Annotated in this window: 17 protein-coding genes; 10 read left to right on the plus strand and 7 right to left on the minus strand. The window is 63.3% G+C overall.

The window, feature by feature from the left end; all coding sequences use genetic code 11:
• Nucleotide 1: 1 nt before the first annotated feature.
• Nucleotides 2–1,000, plus strand: a complete 999-nt coding sequence (locus tag ACIPY2_RS01635; RefSeq protein WP_400264651.1) for an ABC transporter permease — start codon at nt 2–4, stop codon at nt 998–1,000.
• Entirely contained in the window at nt 997–2,703 is a 1,707-nt protein-coding gene (locus tag ACIPY2_RS01640; RefSeq protein ID WP_400264652.1) for an ABC transporter ATP-binding protein, read from the plus strand. Before ACIPY2_RS01635 ends, ACIPY2_RS01640 begins: the two co-directional genes overlap by 4 nt.
• A 12-nt stretch (nt 2,704–2,715) precedes the next feature.
• Here the strand turns inward: ACIPY2_RS01640 and ACIPY2_RS01645 are convergent, their stop codons facing one another.
• Complete coding sequence (locus ACIPY2_RS01645; protein ID WP_400264653.1) at nt 2,716–3,372, minus strand: NADPH-dependent F420 reductase; 657 nt, start codon at nt 3,370–3,372, stop codon at nt 2,716–2,718.
• Between the two features lie 149 nt (nt 3,373–3,521).
• On the opposite strand from ACIPY2_RS01645, the gene ACIPY2_RS01650 reads away from it, so the two are divergent.
• Both ACIPY2_RS01650 and ACIPY2_RS01655 read left to right on the plus strand, forming a co-directional pair.
• Nucleotides 3,522–3,911, plus strand: a complete 390-nt coding sequence (locus tag ACIPY2_RS01650; RefSeq protein WP_400264654.1) for a chorismate mutase — start codon at nt 3,522–3,524, stop codon at nt 3,909–3,911.
• 2 nt (nt 3,912–3,913) lie between these two features.
• Complete coding sequence (locus ACIPY2_RS01655; protein ID WP_400264655.1) at nt 3,914–4,936, plus strand: hypothetical protein; 1,023 nt, start codon at nt 3,914–3,916, stop codon at nt 4,934–4,936.
• Here the strand turns inward: ACIPY2_RS01655 and ACIPY2_RS01660 are convergent.
• From ACIPY2_RS01660 to ACIPY2_RS01685, 6 genes are all read right to left on the minus strand, one after another.
• A complete protein-coding gene (locus ACIPY2_RS01660) occupies nt 4,933–5,634 on the minus strand; it encodes a DUF4166 domain-containing protein (RefSeq protein WP_400264656.1) in 702 nt (233 codons plus the stop codon). The two genes, ACIPY2_RS01655 and ACIPY2_RS01660, sit on opposite strands and share 4 nt — an antisense overlap.
• A 14-nt stretch (nt 5,635–5,648) precedes the next feature.
• On the minus strand, nt 5,649–6,941 hold the full coding sequence (locus ACIPY2_RS01665; protein ID WP_400264657.1) for a DUF58 domain-containing protein: 1,293 nt from the start codon (nt 6,939–6,941) through the stop codon (nt 5,649–5,651).
• A gap of 53 nt (nt 6,942–6,994) precedes the next feature.
• On the minus strand, nt 6,995–7,945 hold the full coding sequence (locus ACIPY2_RS01670; RefSeq protein WP_400265090.1) for an AAA family ATPase: 951 nt from the start codon (nt 7,943–7,945) through the stop codon (nt 6,995–6,997).
• A 110-nt stretch (nt 7,946–8,055) separates the two neighbouring features.
• Nucleotides 8,056–9,231, minus strand: a complete 1,176-nt coding sequence (locus ACIPY2_RS01675) for a DUF4350 domain-containing protein (protein WP_400264658.1) — start codon at nt 9,229–9,231, stop codon at nt 8,056–8,058.
• Nucleotides 9,228–9,917: a DUF4129 domain-containing protein gene (locus ACIPY2_RS01680; RefSeq protein ID WP_400264659.1), complete on the minus strand. Its 690-nt coding sequence runs from the start codon at nt 9,915–9,917 to the stop codon at nt 9,228–9,230. The genes ACIPY2_RS01675 and ACIPY2_RS01680 overlap by 4 nt, the downstream gene beginning before the upstream one ends.
• Complete coding sequence (locus ACIPY2_RS01685) at nt 9,914–11,002, minus strand: glycerophosphoryl diester phosphodiesterase membrane domain-containing protein (protein ID WP_400264660.1); 1,089 nt, start codon at nt 11,000–11,002, stop codon at nt 9,914–9,916. Before ACIPY2_RS01685 ends, ACIPY2_RS01680 begins: the two co-directional genes overlap by 4 nt.
• 400 nt (nt 11,003–11,402) lie before the next feature.
• On the opposite strand from ACIPY2_RS01685, the gene mtrA reads away from it, so the two are divergent.
• From mtrA to ACIPY2_RS01715, 6 genes are all read left to right on the plus strand, one after another.
• On the plus strand, nt 11,403–12,077 hold the full coding sequence (gene mtrA / locus ACIPY2_RS01690; protein WP_021471864.1) for an MtrAB system response regulator MtrA: 675 nt from the start codon (nt 11,403–11,405) through the stop codon (nt 12,075–12,077).
• Nucleotides 12,049–14,037, plus strand: coding sequence for an MtrAB system histidine kinase MtrB (gene mtrB / locus ACIPY2_RS01695; RefSeq protein ID WP_400264661.1), 1,989 nt, complete (start codon nt 12,049–12,051; stop codon nt 14,035–14,037). The genes mtrA and mtrB overlap by 29 nt, the downstream gene beginning before the upstream one ends.
• A complete protein-coding gene (locus tag ACIPY2_RS01700) occupies nt 14,034–15,749 on the plus strand; it encodes an LpqB family beta-propeller domain-containing protein (protein ID WP_400264662.1) in 1,716 nt (571 codons plus the stop codon). Before mtrB ends, ACIPY2_RS01700 begins: the two co-directional genes overlap by 4 nt.
• Before the next feature lie 489 nt (nt 15,750–16,238).
• Complete coding sequence (locus ACIPY2_RS01705; protein ID WP_400264663.1) at nt 16,239–16,964, plus strand: ComF family protein; 726 nt, start codon at nt 16,239–16,241, stop codon at nt 16,962–16,964.
• Between the two features lie 143 nt (nt 16,965–17,107).
• On the plus strand, nt 17,108–17,836 hold the full coding sequence (gene hpf, locus ACIPY2_RS01710; protein ID WP_400264664.1) for a ribosome hibernation-promoting factor, HPF/YfiA family: 729 nt from the start codon (nt 17,108–17,110) through the stop codon (nt 17,834–17,836).
• Nucleotides 17,837–17,865: 29 nt separating this feature from the next.
• Nucleotides 17,866–19,146, plus strand: a complete 1,281-nt coding sequence (locus ACIPY2_RS01715; RefSeq protein WP_400264665.1) for a winged helix-turn-helix domain-containing protein — start codon at nt 17,866–17,868, stop codon at nt 19,144–19,146.
• Nucleotides 19,147–19,163 lie beyond the last annotated feature (17 nt).

Here is a 19,163-nt window from a genome sequence, read left to right on the forward strand (position 1 = left end):
CATGAGCACTACTGAACTTTCAGCGCCCAAGCAGCCGCTGTTTTCGAGGCTTCCAGTTGTCTCGCACCTCAAGAAAAGCGTAGGGCTCCAGCGGGGAATGCTGGTGGCCGGAGTAATCCTGAGCGGGCTTTTTGTCCTGACCAGCATTCTCGCGCCGCTCCTCGCTCCTTACGGCTATTCCCAGCTCAGCGATGCGTCGGGATCGTTCCCCACCCAGCAGGCACCGAGCGCCAAGCACATCCTTGGTACCACGGTGGGCGGCTACGACGTCCTCTCCAGGGTCCTCTGGGGTTCCCAGACGGCTGTCACCGTCATTGTGGTTTCCGTGGCAATGTCGCTCTTCGTCGGCGTGGCGCTGGGTTTGCTCAGCGGCTACTTCGGTGGCTGGCTGGACCGGATCCTCGTGGTGGTTGCCGACGCCATCTATGCCTTCCCCACCTTGCTGCTGGCCATCGTTATCTCCATTGTGATCAGCCGCGGGCAGTCCAGCTTCTGGGGCGGTATTTTCTCGTGTGCCTTTTCGATCACGGTGGTCTTTGTTCCGCAATATTTCCGGGTGATCCGTGCAGAGACCATCAGACTGAAAGCAGAACCGTTCGTGGAGTCCGCAAAGGTCCTCGGCGCCTCAAGCCTGCGGATCATCGGCCGGCACATTTTCAAGAACGCCACCCGGACCCTGCCGCTCATGTTCACCTTGAACGCTTCGGAAGCCATTCTGACGCTTGCCGGGCTGGGCTTCCTCGGCTTCGGCATCGAGCCCACTTCTGCGGCGGAATGGGGCTTTGACCTCAACAAGGCCCTGGCCGATACATCGTCCGGGATCTGGTGGACCGGTGTGTTCCCGGGTTTGGCCATAGTCCTCACCGTCCTTGGACTCACGCTTGTTGGCGAAAGCATCAACGACCTCAACGACCCCCGTATCCGCGGCCGCAAACGCGCGGGCGGGGCCAGGCCGGGCGCGACCAAGCCGGTCACGCCGGAAGAAACGGGCAAGCCATGACCACCAACCTCGGCAACATCAACCACGCAGGACCGGATCCGGAATCCGTCCTTGCCATCGACCACCTCGAAGTCACGTTCGCCACCGACGGGGGCGACGTCCACGCCGTCAAAGACGTCAGCCTTGACGTGCGACCCGGCGAAGTAGTCGCGATTGTAGGCGAGTCCGGATCCGGCAAGACTGTCACCGCCAAAACCATTCTCGGACTGCTGCCGGAAACAGCCATCAGCGCCGGGGCCGTGGTGATCAACGGCAATAATGTCATCAGCCTCGGCAAGTCTGCCCTCCGCAAAATCCGGGGGCGGGACGTCGCCATGGTTTTCCAAGAACCCTCCACTGCCCTCAATCCCGTCTTCACCGTGGGCTGGCAGATCGCGGAAGGAATCCGCGCCCACGCGAAGGACGGCCACCGGGTTTCCGCCAAGGAAGCGAAGGCCCGGGCCACGGAAGCACTCAGGAAGGTAGGCATCCCTGAGCCGGAAACGCGGGTGGACTACTACCCGCACCAGTTCTCGGGTGGCCAAAAGCAAAGGGTGGTCATTGCAGCTGCCCTGGCCTTGAATCCCGGCTTGATTGTCGCCGACGAGCCGACCACTGCGCTTGACGTCACGGTGCAGGCAGAGATCCTGCAGTTGCTTCGCGAACTGCGGGACAACTACGGGACGTCGATCGTGCTTATCACCCACAACATGGGAGTCGTCGCAGACCTTGCAGACCGCGTTGTGGTCATGTACCAGGGGGACGTGGTGGAGGAAGCCTCTTCACGGGTGCTGTTCGCAGAACCCCGCGAAGAGTACACCCGGAAACTCCTTGCGGCAGTTCCCCACCTGGGCCGGAATTCCGCCTCCGAGGGTGCGCGCAGCCGGCTGCACCAAGATGGAAAGGTCTTGGTGGAAGCGAAGAACCTCACCATCGAATACCCTGGCCGTTTTGGGCGGCATGGTTTCAAGGCGGTCGACGACGTGAGCTTCACCGTCTCCGAGAACGAGGTGTTCGGCCTCGTTGGAGAGTCGGGGTCCGGCAAGTCCACCATCGGCCGGGCCATCGCAGGCCTGACCCGGGCAACCGGCGGCAGCCTGAAGGTCCTCGGTTACGAGATGCTCGATTTCAAGGAAAGGAGCTTCCGGCCGCTTCGGAAGGACATTGGCTTCGTCTTCCAGGACCCGGCAGCTTCCTTCAATCCGCACCTGACCATCGGGGAATGCGTGGCAGAGCCGCTGGTCATCCACACCAAGCCAAGCGCGGCGCAGGCGCGTAAACGCGTAGGCGAGCTGCTCGAATCGGTCCAGCTGCCGGCGTCGTACGCCCAGCGCTATCCGCACGAGCTGTCCGGCGGCCAGCGGCAGCGCGCCTCCCTGGCGAGGTCTTTGGCACTGAATCCCCGCCTGCTTATTGCCGATGAGCCAACGTCGGCGCTGGATGTATCGGTCCAAGCCAAGGTGCTGGACCTGTTCAAGGACATCCAGGAGGAGTACGGGTTTGCTTCCCTATTCATCAGCCATGACCTCGCTGTCGTGGACATGCTCTCGCACTGGGTTGGCGTCCTGTACAAGGGAAAGCTTGTGGAACAAGGTATCGGCAACCAGGTCATGGGGTCGCCGCAGCATGAATACACCAAGCGGCTGATCGCATCGCTTCCCGTACCGGATCCGGAAGAACAAGCACGACGACGGGAAGCCCACCGCGCGCTGCTAGGCGGCTGACCTGCCCTCGTACTATTCGGACACGATGCCGATGTTGAACATCTTCCCCTGTGGTTGTTGCATGAAAATGCGCAGCCACAGGGGAAGCCACATCTCCATCCCCCGCGCCGCATCAAGGTTGCCCAGGTCCCGGATGTGCTCCTGCGCCCAGCCGAACTCCTGCAGCAGGCCGGAAACGGTTGCCTTTGCTTCGGCATCATTGCCGGCCATGAAGAGATCGTGGGATCCGTGCAAACGTCCGGGTTCAACCATGACCGGGGCGCTCATGGTGTTCAGTGCTTTGACCACACGGACCTGCGGATAGGTGCGCTGGATGGTCTCGGCGATGCTGTCCGTATTGCAGACCGTCAGTGTTGGCGGGAATCCGTGGGAGCTGTCCAGCGGGTTGGAGACATCCACCAGGATCTTGCCGTCAAGGTTGGCTTGGCCGGCTTCGGCGAGGGCAGCCAGGCTGACCCTCCCAGGAGTTGCGTTCACAACCAGTTCCGCGGCTGCTGCAGCCTCGGCGAACGAACCTGCGCGTGCGAGTCCGCCGGCGTTTTCGGCCCACTCGGCTCCTTTGGGATTTCCTGTGACGCGGGATCCCATGGTGACCTCATGTCCCAAGGACACAAACTTTCCGGCCAGGGCGTGCCCCACCCGGCCTGTTCCGAGAACAGCGATTTTCATGCGGGCTCCTTTGCCGGACCGTCGTTGGTGGTGACCATTTTGCACCTGATCCGTCCCCCGCGACACGCTTTGCCGGCCCAGTGGCGGCCGAGTCCGCGCCACAGGTAACAACAGCGGGAGCTCCTGCCGGACACCCTAGACTGGAAACCATGACCGAGCAGAGCAACGCCATTCCCGATGACACCGAATCCTTCGACCCGGCAGCCAGTTCACTGTCAGGCCAAGTGGACCGCGGAATCATGGACGAATTGCTCTCCATCCGTTCCAGCATCGACAACATCGACGCCACTTTGGTGTTTCTCCTGGCCGAACGTTTCAAGGCCACCCAGAAGGTGGGGGTCCTCAAAGCCACCCACAAACTGCCGGCAGGCGATCCCGGGCGGGAAGCCGCGCAGATCGCCCGGCTCCGGAGGCTCGCCGAGGATGCACACCTTGATCCGGCCTTCGCGGAGAAGTTTTTGAACTTCATCATCAGCGAAGTCATCCGGCATCACGAGGCCATCGCCGAAAACCACCAGATCTCCAACCACCAGGCGTAGCCATGGCAGAAAGACGTCTTCGCGCCAGTGCCACAGGGTTGGGAAGCTGGCCGGGCCGGGACACTGCGGAGGCAATCCGGACCATCCGCGGCGAACTGGGCGATCCGCATGTGCCCTTCCTGCCGGAGCTTCCGGACCGTGGAGTCGGATCGGATCCTGTTGGACGGACGGGGAGTTTGCTGGTGGAACTGGCAATCGATGTCCAGCCCCACGGCTGGCGGTTGGTTGACCGTCCAGGCAAGGACCTTCAACGGGCACGCTCGCTGTTGGCCTCGGACATCAACGTCCTTGCCGATGTGGCAGGCGCCGAGGACGTCCCGGCCAAGGAACTGAAGATTCGGCTGATGGGACCCATGAGCCTGGCCGCCGGTTTGTACCTCCACAACGGAGAGCGGGCGCTGCTTGACTACGGCGCCCGCCGCGACATCGCCGGATCGCTCGCCGCAGGGGTATCCGAGCATCTGCACCGGGTGCGGGCAGCGGTTCCCGGAGCGGACATCGTGGTGCAACTCGACGAGCCGGACGTCGCCGCGGTCATGGCCGGAACCATTCCGACGGCGAGTGGTTACCGTACCCTGAGGTCGGTACCGCGTGAGGAAGTCACCTCAGCTTGGCGGCTTGTGCTGGAGGCCCTGAAGGAAGCCGGCGCGGTGGAAACCGTCATCGCAGTGCCGGAAATTGAAGCACCGATCGAACGCATCCTCTCGGCGGGAGCAGACGGGGTCGCGGTTCCCCTCAAAGCGCTGACCACGCGGCAGTGGGAGCAATTGGCCGCAGCCGTCGAGGCCGGCAAAAGCGTGTGGGCCGGGGCCCTTCCTACGGAAACACCGCTGCCCAGGACGGCCGCAATTGTGGAGAACATTTGGCGTCCATGGCGTCAACTGGGTCTTCCAGCGGCCTCCCTCTCATCGTTGCGCGTGACGCCGTCGGGTGGCCTGGACACCATGGTGCCTGCGGAGGCCAAGGCGGCTCTCACCAAACTGACACATGTTGCCGACGGCCTGGACCAGTTGGCCCAAGGCTAGACCCTCTCCTCCCACCGGTCGGGCCCGGCATAGCGGGGGAGACCGGCGCCGGTCCCGGCAAGGTACGGGGCCAGGCGGTAATCGAAGCGACCGGCATAGACCAGCACCAAGCCCAGCTGTGGTTGGATCACTTTTACTTGTATCCGGTGTTTGCCTTCGGCTTCGTCCCACCACTGCTCGGCGTACGCTTTTGCATCGAGTGCCGCAGGCAGGGGAAGACGCAGTGGTCCGAGGAACAACCTGCTGGCCTTGGACACGCCTCGCAGCCGTCCTTCCGGTGTGACGCTGACTTCGAGATCGGTGACCAGGCGCCGGTAGCGTCCCAGATGATCCACGAGGCGGTGTCCGCCGCCGGACACGGGAATGGCACTGGTCGTATCGTGGAACAACCGTGTACCTGACGGAAAATAAATCTCCCTGCGAGCGGTCAGGGCCGGACGGCCGAAGGGGTCGATGTGGGCGTGGTTCTCGATGCGGAACGCAATTCCTTCCCCGTACTCGGGAAAGAAGGCCTGCTCGTGTCCCGTGAGGGCAAGCAATGGCCGCAGCCACTTTTGCCTGCAGCCCACGACGTCGAAAACGCCCTGGCCGATTCCGTACATCCCGGAGCCAGGCGCAAGGGCGAAATAGTCCCGAAGTTCCGGGGCCAGCCGGTTGTACTCATCGCCGAGGGCAAGTTTATATACAGCTTCTGTCATGGTCTGAGCCCCTTCTAGAGTCGCCCGGCGGCCTTGAGCCGGATGTAGGTGTCTGCCAGTTGTGGAGGAAGTTCCAGCGGATCCGCGTCCACCACCTCGGCACCGAGTTGGCGCAGCCGGGCGGTCACCGATGCTCGTTCAAGCAGGGCACGTTCAGCCGCGGCCGCCCGGAACACTTCGCTTGCAGACGACCGTTCCTCCTTCATTGCTTCAAGGAGGGGGTCACGAACGGAGGCGACAACCACAAGGTGCTGGGCTGCCAGCTGCGCGACCATGGGGAGGAGCCCTTCTTCGGGAGCACCGCCGTCGAGCGCCGTCAGAATCACCACAAGCGAGCGGTGGGCGGACACTCCGCGCACTTGGGCCGGGATCTGGGTCCAGTCCAGTTCGATGAGTTCAGCGTCCAGCGGCGCCATGGCCTGGACCAACTGGCCAAGGAGATTGCCTTTCGACGCCGACTCCACCCTTGCCCTCAGCCGTCTGTCGTAAGCCAGGAAGTCCACCCTGTCACCGCCGCGTTCGGCAAGGACAGCCAACAGAAGCGCGGCCTCGATGCCTGTGTCCAGCCGAGGCTCGTCCTCGATCCGGGCGGCGGCGGTCCGGGAGGTGTCCAGCACGATCACCACTCGCCTGTCCCTTTCCGGACGCCACGTCCGGACCACCACGGACGTGCGCCGGGCGGTCGCCCGCCAGTCGATGGAGCGGACGTCATCGCCGCGGACATAGTCACGGAGCGAGTCGAACTCTGTTCCGGCGCCGCGGATCTGTACGGCCGCCTTACCGTCCAGCTCGCGAAGCTTGCGCAATTTAGAGGGGAGATGACGCTTGGAATGAAACGGCGGAAGTACCCGCAGCCTTCCCGGCAAGGGTCTGGTTCGCTGCCGGGCCGCCAGCTTCAAGGGCCCGTAGGAACGGATCGTGACTTGCTGGGTACCCAGGTCCCCGCGGCGGCGAGGCCTGAGGGACACGGTCATCCGGCGTCGCTCGCCCGCCGGGACGGTCACTGACTGGACTGGGTTCACCGCACCGGCCGAAGGCTGCCAGGCATCGCGGATCACAGCCCGCAGCTTCCGCTGTTCGCCGTTGGCCACGACGATGGCAGCCTCCGCTCCGCCTCCCAGTGTGACGTTGCCCGGCTGCACGCGCTCAAGTTCCGTCTTGGCCGGGGATGCAGCCAGGACCAGGTCGAGGACCACAAGGAGCAACAAAGCTGCCGCCACCAACGCCACCGTGGCCCACGCGGGAAACAGGACCAGGGGTGCCAATGCAGCGAAGGCAAGAAGGACGAAACGCCCGGTGATTGCCATTCAGGACGCCCTGCCCTGGGGCTGGGCAGCACAGGACAGCCCATGAAGTTCCCTCATCGCGGCACCGGCACCGAGGCCAATATGCTGCCCAGGACATGATCAACATTGATTCCGTCCATCTGTGCCTCCGGGCGGAGCCCCACCCGGTGCCGGAGGCATGGCAAGGCAAGCGCCTTGACATCGTCCGGAGTAACGAACGAACGTCCGGACAACCATGCCCATGCCTTGGAGGTGTTGAGCAGGGCCGTGGCGCCACGTGGCGAGACACCAAGCTGGAACGAGGGGGCCGAGCGGGTGGCGCGGACAATGTCCACGATGTATGCAAGGATCTCCGGTGCCACGGATGTTTGGGCCACTGCCGAACGTGCGCCGGCCAACTCTGCCGCGCCGGCAACAGGCCGGACACCCGCGCCGGCGAGGTCGCGGGGATCGAATCCGGCAGCGTGGCGCCTGATCACTTCGATTTCTTCTGCCCGGCCGGGCAACGGCATGGTGAGTTTCAAGAGAAAGCGGTCCAGCTGCGCTTCGGGCAGTGGGTATGTTCCCTCGTATTCAACCGGGTTTTGCGTTGCTGCCACGATGAACGGCTCGGGAAGCGGCCGTGATTCACCATCCACCGATACCTGCCGTTCTTCCATCGCCTCCAGCAGGGAAGCTTGGGTTTTTGGTGGCGTCCGGTTGATTTCGTCCGCGAGCAGGATATTCGTGAACACCGGGCCTTCCCTGAAGGTGAACTCAGAGGAGTGGGAGTCGTATACCAGGGAGCCCGTGACATCGCCGGGCATGAGGTCGGGGGTGAACTGGACGCGCTTGGTGTCCAGGCTGAGGGCGGTCGAGAGGGACCGGACAAGCAGGGTTTTGGCGACCCCCGGTACGCCCTCAAGCAGGACATGTCCGCCGCACAGAAGCGCTATCAGCATCCCCGTGACAGTCGGATCCTGGCCTACTACGGCCTTGGCTACCTCCTGGCGCACGTTCAGCAAGGACTGCCGGGCCGGGTCCATGCTTCCGTTGGAGTGCTCCGCGTAGCCCACTTGAACGCCTTGAACGCCGGGATCGCTGCCTTCGGCCGTAGCGCCTCCGCTGTAGGGGTTGCTCGTTCCGGTGTTGCTGGTCATTGGGCTATCGCCTCCTGTTCGATTCGGTCAATCTCTTGGGCCCAGAGGACCAGTTGTTGTTCGGACCGCGGATGGGAGTCCAATGCGGTTGACCTGAGTTCGGGAACCGGACGCCCCAGGTGCCTCTCCAGCGCCTCCACGACGGCGTCCGCAGAAGCCCCGGCTCCGAGGTTGAAGTGCTTTGCAAGGCGGGACAGAGCGCCCGCGCGCAGATTGTCCGCGGCCCTTTCCACTGCCCGTGAGTCCTGGTAAAGCCGGGCACGGCCCTCTGCCGTCTCGGCGGCTTTGACCACCACCGGCATCGGCTCATGTGCCAGCGGTCCCAGCCGGCGGCCGCGCCAGGCAATTGCAAGGATGGCCACGAGGGCGAGCCACGGCCCCGCTACTCCCACCCACGGCGGGGCAAGCTGTCCAAGTGTTGGTGTTGACTTGTCCGGCGCGATGTCCGCGATTCCGGGCAGGTACCAGACCAGATGGCCGTTGCTTCCGAGGGTACGGATGGAGAGGGCTGCATTTCCTTCATCCACCAGATGTTCGTTATCCAGCAATCCCGTGCTTCCGAGCACGATGACGCGCTTGTCCCCGGACGCCGCCACGAGTCCCGGACCATCGGGGCGTACCGGATAGCAGACATCCGGACCCGTAAAGACCGTACCCTCAGCCTTTACCGCACCGGCCGCACGGGCGTCGGGATTGGAACACTCCGGCTCCAGCAAGCGCACGGAACCGGGAACGACGCCGCTCGGGCGGATGTCCGGGGCCAGAGTGCGCAGGGTGCCGAATCGCGGAGCCACCACCACAATTCGTGCCGCGGAATCCTTCAGCTCCGCCAGTTGCTCACTTCCCAGGAACCCCCGGGCGTCGTAGAGAAACAGGGTCGAATCGCTGTGTTTGTCCAGCGCCTCCTGCGCCGAAGCCAGGTTGTCGGTGCTGGTGACCGTAACGCCGTGCTCCTCCAGGATGGTCGCCACGGCCATTGCCCCGTTGGGGGAAGGGTTGTTGGGAGACAACGGCTTGTTATCCCCGGTGGCTGCCTGCCGGTCCACAAGCACGTACGTCACCAGGGCCGCCAGCAGCAGGGCAAAGCCGATCCAGCCCGTATTGCGTCGGAGCCAGGATCCCTTTTTCCCGGTGGTGCCGCTCAGGGGAGAGGCGGTGCTTGTGGTGGTCATCGGGGAACCGCGAATCCCCGGCCCGCGGGGGCTGCGAATGAGGGGGCCACGGCGAGCAGGTCCGAATCCAAGCGGCGTATCGCCTCGAATTCCGGTTCTCCCGCGGACTGGTCGCCATAGAGGACGGCATCAAAGATCCGCGCGGCCTCAGAGAGCCGATCGCCGACGCCCGCGAACGCCTGGCCCAATTGGAGGGCGGCCTCATCAGCGGTCCTGCCCGCCCTCGCATCCAGGATGTCCCGCTCCTCCGCCGCCCGGACCACGGCACGGAACTGGTCGACGACGGCGCCGGGCCAGTCGCCGTCGTCGGCCGCCGCCTTGGCGCGTTGCCGGTAAGTGGCGGAATCGACAACGGGCTCCTTGCCGTAAACGCCCGGCGAGGCCGCTTTGCGCCTGGCGTTCAGCCTGGGGCGCACGAGGACGATTGCCGTGACGATGATGACCACGGCGAGGGCGATGATGATTGAAACGGCGGTACCGTTTCCGGTGCCGCCGTCGCCTCCGAGCGAGTTGAGCCACTCAAGGACGTCACGCCACGCCTGGTCGAGCCAACCCGGCTCAGCGTCCGGATATTTGCTTTTGGAAAGTTCCTCGGCCGCCCAACGACGGGCTTCGTCCCGATCGGGGAGCACCGGTGGTTCAAGCCCGGCAAGAAGCGGTAAGCCGTGGTGAATCAGTGCCGTCATGCTTGTGGCCACGGTCCACGCTGCTGCGGACCGGGCTGCTGGCCGCCATCGGATGGCCAGGGTGGGCCGTGAAGGGGCCACGGGCCAACTCCGGCAGTTCCGGAAGGTGCGCCCGGCACGCCGTCGGCATCCCCGCCCGTTTCCATCAAACGCATCAGTTCGACGTCCAAGCCGTCACGCCGCATCCGAAGATCCATGTAGATCAGAGCCGAGACGGAGGTCTGGAAGGAAAAGGTCACAGATCCCACCAGGACCCCCACCACTGTGGAGATGACAGTGGTCAAAAGAAGTGCCGAGCTGTTGGATGCCAGGTCAGCATGGGGTGAAACGAAGGATCCGATGCCGCCGGCGGCCAACGAGACCGGGATCTGTACGACGTTGGCGATGATGCCCACCATGAGGTTGACCACCAGTGTGATGCCGAATATCCGCCACCAACTGTTCTTTGTCAGTTGCCACGAGCGAAGCAGGCCGTCATAGATTCCCAGGCGTTCAACCACGATCGCCGCCGGCGCGAACATGAGTTTCAACGCGATCCAAAGGTAGGCCGCCAGGGCTCCGAGCCATAGTGGTGCGACTATCGCAAACGCGATCGGACCCATGCTCATCAGCAGTACCACTGCTATGCCAACCACAGCCCCTATTGCGAGGAGACCTCCGAAGGTCAACAGTGAGGCCGCGCCCAGCAGTCGCCACATCCGCCCGGCTGCCAGTTTCCACATCTGCTTGAATCCTGTCCGCCTGTTGAGGACGGAGCGGGAAACAGGGACCACCAGGACCCCCTGCAGCACTGAGCCAAGAAACCCGGTCAGGACTGCGATGCCCAAGGTGCCGGCCATCAGCCCCAGCAGGGGGCCCATGATGACATTCAGTTCGGCCCGTGACTGGACCGAGTCCAACGACTCTGCGGTTTGCAGCATCGCCACCGAGACGAAGCCCAGCAGCACCTGGCTTACTGCCTGGAAGATCAGTGCGGACCCCACCATGGCTGCGGCATTGCGGCGGATGGTCTGGAAGGCGCCGTCGAGGATCTCGCCGAACTGCAGGGGCCGCAGGGGAATGATGCCGGGCTTGGGCGGAGCCACGTAAACCGGTTGTGCGTGGAAGGGGCCCCCTTGCCATCCGGCAGGTCCATGGCCTTGCCATGGAGGAGGCGGGGCGGGGGGTAGCGGCCACGCCGGTTGGCCGCCCCACTGCGGCTGGCCTCCCCAGTTTGGCTGGGTGCCGCCGTCCGGCCGCTGGCCGTGCTCTGGTTGTGACACGAATTCCTCCCCATCAGACCCGGCCCGCCGATCTTCGACGTCCCCCAACGGACCTTCGACCCCAGCCTATAGTCCCGTGTGCCGAGGGTCATAGCCTCTGTTTCCGATGCGTCCGGAATGCCCCCTTGCCTGCCGTGCAGTACGGTGGAAGGGCCCTGTGGGACGCCATGCCGTGCGCCCCGGCCAACAGGACAAAGGCTTGTCGATAAGGGAATATATAACTATGAAGGCACGCATTCTGGTAGTTGACGACGACGAAGCGCTCGCGGAAATGATTGGCATCGTCCTGCGAAATGACGGCTTCGAGCCTGTCTTCTGCGCAGACGGCGGCCAGGCCCTCGATGTGTTTCGCTCGTCAAAGCCGGACCTGGTGCTCCTCGACCTCATGCTTCCGGGGTCCGACGGTATCGAGGTGTGCAGGCAAATTCGCGGCGAGTCGGATGTGCCGATTGTCATGCTCACCGCCAAGTCGGATACCTCCGACGTCGTCCGGGGCCTTGAATCGGGAGCGGACGATTACGTTCCCAAGCCGTTCAAACCTGCCGAACTTGTTGCCCGCGTCAGGGCCCGCCTCCGCCCGGGGGAGCAGAAAGCCCCCGAGACGCTGCGGATCGCCGATGTCACCATCGACGTCGCGGGTCACATGGTTACCCGCGGGGGAGAGCGCATTTCGCTGACTCCGCTCGAGTTCGATCTCCTTGTGGCGCTGGCCCGCAAACCGTGGCAGGTGTTCACCCGGGAATTGCTGCTTGAGCAGGTCTGGGGCTACCGCCATGCGGCGGACACCCGCTTGGTGAACGTCCATGTCCAGCGGCTCCGCTCCAAGATTGAACGGGATCCGGAAGCGCCGGAGGTCGTATTGACGGTGCGTGGTGTCGGATATAAAGCAGGTTCCTGAGTCACCCGCCGGCAGGACGGGGAAGGAACAAGCGGAGCAGGGTGCCGCAAGTCCTGATACAGCCGGGAGTGTGACACGGGCCCCGGACGTCCAGACGCCGGCAAGGACCTCCCCGACACCCCAACGGTCGGCCGACAGGCTCCGTTGGTTGATGTCGCGCGCCCGGATTTGGACCAGGCGCGGATTGATCTTGGTTCTGCGGGTATCGCGACTGGTTGTCGTCGGCGTGCGCCACATCAGGCCGGGCCTGCGCTTCATCTGGCGATCCCTGCTCAAGCGGTGGCGCCGGTCGCTGGAGTTCAGGACTGTCCTGACCACCCTCTTGCTGGCCATTACTTCCTTCGCCATTGTTGGCGCGTACCTTTCCAACCAGATCGCCAACAACCTTTTCCAGGAACGGCTGGCGCAGGCCGAATCCGAGTCCCGTTACAACGTCAAGCAAGTCCAGGACACGTTCGACGGCGCGCAGGTCACCGACCAGTCGAGCGTCATCACGCTGGTCTATGACACTTTGACGGCTGTGGAAGGACGTGGCTCGGTCATCCAACGGCGCTACGTCTTCGAAGCGGTGCCCGAACAAACCAAACCCCGCAACCGTTGGGTCGAGTCCCGGGCATCGGACCAGCTCACGGTCCGGGTGATCCCGCCCGAACTCCGCAAAGCTGTCCAGGACGGCGGAAAGCAACAGTTCTGGGCTTCCATGCAGTTCCCCGTGGGCAACGAAGACCGCCCCGGAATTGCCGTGGGAAACAAGGTGACCTTCAACGGCACCATGTACGAGCTCTACCTCATCTACGACCTCAATACCGCGCAGAAAACGCTGGATGAGATCCAGAACGTGTTGTGGGCGGGCGGCGCAGCGCTGGTTCTCATGATCGGTGCCATCGCCTGGTACGTAACCCGGAACGTCGTGAGTCCGGTCAGCCACGCCGCCGTCGTTTCCGAGAAACTGGCCGCAGGCCAGCTCCAGGAACGCATGGTGGTCAAGGGAGAAGACGAAGTGGCTCGTCTGGGGGCGTCCTTCAACCACATGGCGGCCAGCCTCCAGGAGCAGATCACCCAGCTAGCCACGCTCTCCCAGATGCAGCAGCGCTTCGTTTCCGATGTCTCCCATGAGCTCCGGACTCCCTTGACCACGGTACGGATGGCCGCCGAAGTCCTGTTCGATGCCCGTGATGACTTCGATCCCATGAACAAGAGATCCGCAGAGCTCCTGTACAACCAAGTGGAGCGCTTCCAGTCGCTGTTGTCGGATCTGCTGGAAATTTCGCGGTTTGATGCCGGCGCTGCGGTTCTCGACGCCGAGCCGCAGGACATCTTCCAAGTGCTTGCGCAGGTCATGGACAGCGCCGCGCCGGTGGCCGCCGAGTACGGCTCGGAAGTCCGGCTGAATGCGCGGGAAAAGAGCATCATCGTTGAAATGGATTCCCGGCGGATCGAGCGCATCCTGCGGAACCTGGTGCTGAACGCCTTGGAGCACGGGGAAGGGAAACCCATCCATATCTCGGTCGCAGCAAACCAGGATTCCGTTGCCGTAGCCGTCAGGGATTACGGAATCGGGATGAGCCCCGCGGAAGCGGCGCGTGTGTTCGACCGGTTCTGGCGCGCGGATCCTGCCCGCGCCCGAACCACAGGCGGCAGTGGGCTTGGACTGTCCATCGCGGCCGAGGACACCAAGCTCCACAACGGCTGGCTGCAGGCATGGGGGCGCAAAGGCGTCGGGTCCAACTTCCGCCTGACGCTGCCGCTGCGGCAGGGCGGGAGCATCCTCAAATCGCCGCTGCAGTTGGAGCCCGCCGAGTTGGCCTTGCCGGGTACGGGTAATGAACGGCAGATGCTTGTCCTTGGCACGGGGAGCGAACGCCCCGCGGCCGCCGAGTCCCGCAAAGCCCTTGAATCCGCAGATACCGGGCAAACATTGGATACCTCGCCGGAGACCCGCGACGGAGGTGCGGGATGAGGGTCCACGTTCCCCGTTTGCGTGCGTTGGTCGCGCTGCTTGCTGTGGTGATGGTCCTCCTTTCGGCCTGCGCCCAGATCCCGAGGTCCGGCCCCGTGGGCAAGAGCAAGGACGAGAGCGCAGGAAACTCCAACGCACCGGTGTTCTTCCCCGCTGCTCCGCGTGCGGGCGCAAGCCCTGAAGCTGTCATCGAAGATTTCTACATGGCAGGCAGCGGATACGAGGACGACTACCCGGTTGCCAGGCAATACCTGACCCAAGCCCAGTCGGTGACGTGGAAGCCGGACAAGCGAGCCCTCGTTTTCCGCGAAGCGCAGGTGGTCAAGACCGCCGTCGAAAACGAGTATGTCTACGAACTGGACCTGGCCTATTCGGTCGACGCGGACGGGATCGCCACCCAATATCCACCAGGGACCAAGGAATCCATACCGGTTTCACTGGACCAAGTGGAGGGGGAGTGGCGCATCTCCAAGGTCCCTGACGGCACTGCCATTCCAGAGGAGACCTTCAAAGTCATCTACGGCGCCTACCCGATCTACTTCTACGACCCCACTTTCACCTATGCCGTGCCTGATTACCGGTGGTTCATCAAGAAGAAGACGGTTAAGTCCATGACCAGCGCCTTGCTGGCCGGTCCGGCACCCTACCTTCGTGGCGCCGTTGTCAGCGCTTTTCCTTCGGGCATGAAGCTCGCCCGTGAGTCCGTCCCCGTAGTCAGTGGTGCGGCCCAGGTGGACCTCTCGGCCAAGGAACTCTTCGATGCCTCGGCCGAGGACCGGCAACGGATGCAGAACCAGCTGGCACTGACCTTCAGGAGCCAGCCTGATGTGATCAACGTGCAGCTTCGCGCGGATCAGGATTTGGTACGGGTTGACGACGACGGCTCGGTGCTGCCCCCGGTGGTGGACAAGAGCGTGCCTGCCAGGCAAATCGCCGTGAACAACGGTGACCTGGTCCGCTACGAAAACAATCGCGTATCGCCGCTACCGGATATCCAATCGGTGGCAGGGCTCGGACCACATGCGCCGGCAGAGTCACCTGTTTCCCAGACAGTCGCCTTCCTCAACGGCGACCGGACAACCCTTTATTCGATTGAGCCGGGCCAACCCGCCCGTCAGCTGACCACCCGGAGTACCCTCACCGGTCCATCGTTCAGTCCGCACGACTGGGTATGGACCGCCGGGCCGGGAGCAAGCGGGGCTACGGAAGTCGTGGCGTTCAAACCGACGGGGGTTGCACCCGGAATGGCCATTCCCAACGTGACGGTTTCGCCCGTTTGGTTGTCCGGACGGACCGTGAAGGATTTCAGGGTGTCCCGGGAAGGCACCAGGGCTCTCGTTATCTCTGAAGCCAACGGTAAAACGGCCGTCCAGGTCGCAGGTATCGTCCGGAACCCGGATGGAACTCCCAAGGACCTGACAGCCCCGATTACCCTCCTGACCAGCTCGTCCCCGGACCAGGGCGTTTGGGTGAACGGTTCCACGGTGGCGGTCATGGCGTCCTCTGCCACAGGCACCGTGGTGCCGGAATTGCTGTCCCTTTCCTCTGGTGATCCCCAGCAACTGGCACCATGGGACGGTCTCACCGGCCTCAGTGCAGGCAATGGTTCCGAGCAGATCTACGGGCAGTCCGCCGCAGGTATTTTCCAGCGTGTCGGAAACGGCTGGGAGCTGCAGCTGAAGGGGCCAACGGAGCCGGCCTTCCCCGGGTGATGAGTCGGGGGTGCCACGGCCGGCCCCCCAGGGTTTCCGCAAAGCTGCTTGTCCACATAACTGCCAGAGCGCGTTCCGGGCTCCGTGGCTGCCGGGCAATCTTGGAACATGCCGAAACAGCCTCCCGCCCGTCCAACTGCGGACGGGACAACCATTGCCGGATTACGATTCGGCAGCCCGACCGACCCGGTTGCCTTGGCCCCCTCGGTGACCTTGGCCCGCCCGGTGACACGGGGTTCCAGACGCCATGATCCCGATCTTGATGCAGCGGAACCCCGTGATCCGCCAAGACGCGGGCAGTATCGCAGTGCCGGCCTGCGTTTACTCGCGGAACTATCGCGGACGCTTACTGCCCTGCTGAACCTGTTGGTTCCAGTGGAGTGCGTTTGTTGCGGCGCGGAGGACGCTGTCTTGTGCAGTGCCTGTGCAGGCCGGCTACGGGCTCTTTGCAAAACGCCGTTCAGGGCCGAACAGGAGTCCCCCGTCCTCGTGGATGTCGACGGAACACCCAGAGTAGGCGTGGTTGCTGCCGGCCTGTACAGGGAGGAACTCGCCCAAGCGTTGTTGTCTTTCAAGCACCTTGGCCAATGGCGGCTTGCTGCAGTGCTGGCACCCTGCCTCGCCCAGGCCATAAGCGCTGCTCTCGGTCCGGCAACGGACGTTTGCCTCGTTCCTGTTCCAAGCAGTGGCGGCGCATTCCGCAAACGCGGCTTCAGTCCTGTGTACATCCTGCTCGCCACCATCAGGCGACGCCGGTTGCTCCCACATTGCCGTGGGAGCAACCCCTTGCGAAAGAAGATGAATCTGCTTGCCGGAGGATCCGTGCGCCAGGCCGTGATGGAACTCCTGTTCCGTGCCGTCGGCGCGATCACTGGTGGTTCAGGCACTGGTGATTCACGCCAGGGAAGAACAACGGGACAAAAGGGCCTTGGCCGCGGGGCCAGGGCGAAACGGGTAGCGGGGTCCATGCGGGTGTCGTACTTTTGGAAAGCGCAATTGCGGGGCCGCAGGTGCCTGATAGTCGATGATGTCCTCACCACGGGCGCCACCTTGGCCGAAGCGGCGAGGGCTGTGCGGATGGCCGGAGGCGTCGTCTGCGGGGCGGTTGTCCTGGCGGCCACGAGGCCACCAGCCTACGCCTCCCGTCCAGCCGAAGACGAGCCCGCGCAGACGGTTAAGACGCAATCAAAAAATAAGTTGCCAAAGGATGAATAACTCGTGCCGATGAACTAACGTCGGTTGTGGGTACCAAGAACAGATGTACCTGTCGATAGCGGCTCGGAAAGGGGCTCGACTGTCCGTCAGACCGGCCCCAAACAGCGTCGTTGTCGTGTCACCTGAGTAATTTGGAGGGCACCATGGAGTTCATGATCAGCGGACGAAATCTGACAGTTTCTGACCGCTTTCGCGAATACGCAGGCGAGAAGATCTCGAAGATTGAATCGCTTGGGGACAAGGTCCAGCGGGTCGACGCCAAGGTTTCCAAGGAGACCAACCCGCGTCAGACACCCGGCCAGCTCACTGTTGAAGTGACCGTTCTGGGCCGGGGCCCCGTAATCCGTGCCGAGGCCACAGCCGCTGACAAATTTGCTGCCTTCGATCTCGCCTACAACAAGCTGCTGGAGCGGCTGCGTCGCGCGAAGGACAGGAAGAAGGTGCACCACGGACGCCACACGCCCAAGGCTGTGAGGGAAGCAACGGCTTCGCTTGAACCTGCCAGCACCACCGAACCCATCTACGCCGAATCAAGCAACCACCAGGAACCGGCCGCCGAGTCAGATGAGCGCTCGCCCTACGAGATCGAAAACGATATCCCTGCAGGCGATTCCCCGGTGCTCATCCGAAGGAAGGTATTTCCCGCAGCGTCCCTCACACTCGATGATGCGGTGGACAACATGGAACTCGTGGGCCACAACTTCTACCTGTTCCTGGACAAGGAAACCAATGCTCCGTCCGTTGTATACCGGCGCAGCGGTTGGACCTATGGTGTGATTACCCTTGACTCGACGTGCGAGCCAGGTGAGGAACCGGTCGAGGAAAAAATCCATGCGTACCGTTCCGATGACCAAGCCGCCAACGCGAGGTAAGGTGCGGTTGCCCTGACGAAAGGACTTCCATGAACGCTTCGCTGAGCCTGTCCCAGGCGAGGCGGATCGCATTGGCAGCCCAAGGACTTTCAAAAGCCCGGCCCTCCGGTCCCGTAACAGCACGGGCGGTGGGCCGGACTTTTGCCCGGTTGAACTTGGTCCAGATCGACTCCGTCAATGTTTTGGCAAGAAGTCATTACCTTCCCTTTTTCTCCAGGCTGGGTAATTACAACCCCGCGATCCTTCAGGCCATGGCGGGCAAGTCTCCGCGGAAGATGATGGAGTACTGGGCGCACGAGGCCAGTTTCATCAGGCCGGAGCACTTCCCGGACTTGTTGCTGTGGCAAAAACGCCTCTGGGTTGGCGCACATCGCATGGATCCGACCCTGCGTTTGGAAATGGAACAACGCATCATGGCCGCCTTGGCTTCCGGCCCGCCGATGACTGCTGCGGAGCTCACATCTAAACTCGGCCATGACGAGGTCCAAGGCCGTGACAACTGGGGATGGAACTGGAACGTGGTCAAACGGGTCCTCGAGCATTTGTTCGAGGAGGGTCGGGTTTCCGCGGCGTCGAGAACCACGCAGTTCGAGCGGAAATACACCCTGACAGCACGTGTTTTCAAGGGCGAACCCTTACCGGCCACCGATGCTGACGGATCGATGGACCGCCTCATCGAGGCCGCAGCCCGGGCCCATGGAGTCGGAACAATCCGCTGTTTTGCCGATTACTTCCGCACTCCCGTGAGGGCCGGTGCAGCGTCGGTACAGCGGCTTGTTCATGCGGGGCGGCTGGAGCCGGTCACAGTGCAGGGCTGGGACCGGGAAACATACCGCCACGTTGAATCCAAGGTCCCCCGCAAAGCTGAGGGGCGGGCGCTGCTGAGTCCGTTCGATTCACTCGTGTTTGAACGCCGCCGCCTCGAGGAGCTCTTTGGATTCCACTACCGCATCGAGATCTATACCCCTGCCCCCAAACGGCGCTTTGGCTACTACGTGTTGCCGTTTCTGCTGCGGGAGTCGATCGTAGCCCGAGTCGACCTCAAAGCGGACCGGGCCAACGGCCGACTCCTGGTCAGGGCTGCCCACGGCGAGCCGGAAGCGCCTGCAGATACCGCCGTCGAACTTGCTGCCGAACTCCAGCTCATGGCCGAATGGCTGGGACTTGTGGAAATCGTGGTGGAGCCGGTGGGAGACCTCGCATCCCCGCTGGCGGAAGCAGTTGCAGCCTCGGCACATCCACTGGTCTGCGCGGACGATCCGCTGACAGGGAAACCTGACAACGTGGTGTTGGTCTCTCCCGTAGACTGAAACAGCCAGAATTCGGC

It is taken from the genome of Paenarthrobacter sp. NPDC089675 (assembly GCF_044749185.1).
Classification (GTDB): Bacteria; Actinomycetota; Actinomycetes; order Actinomycetales; family Micrococcaceae; genus Arthrobacter.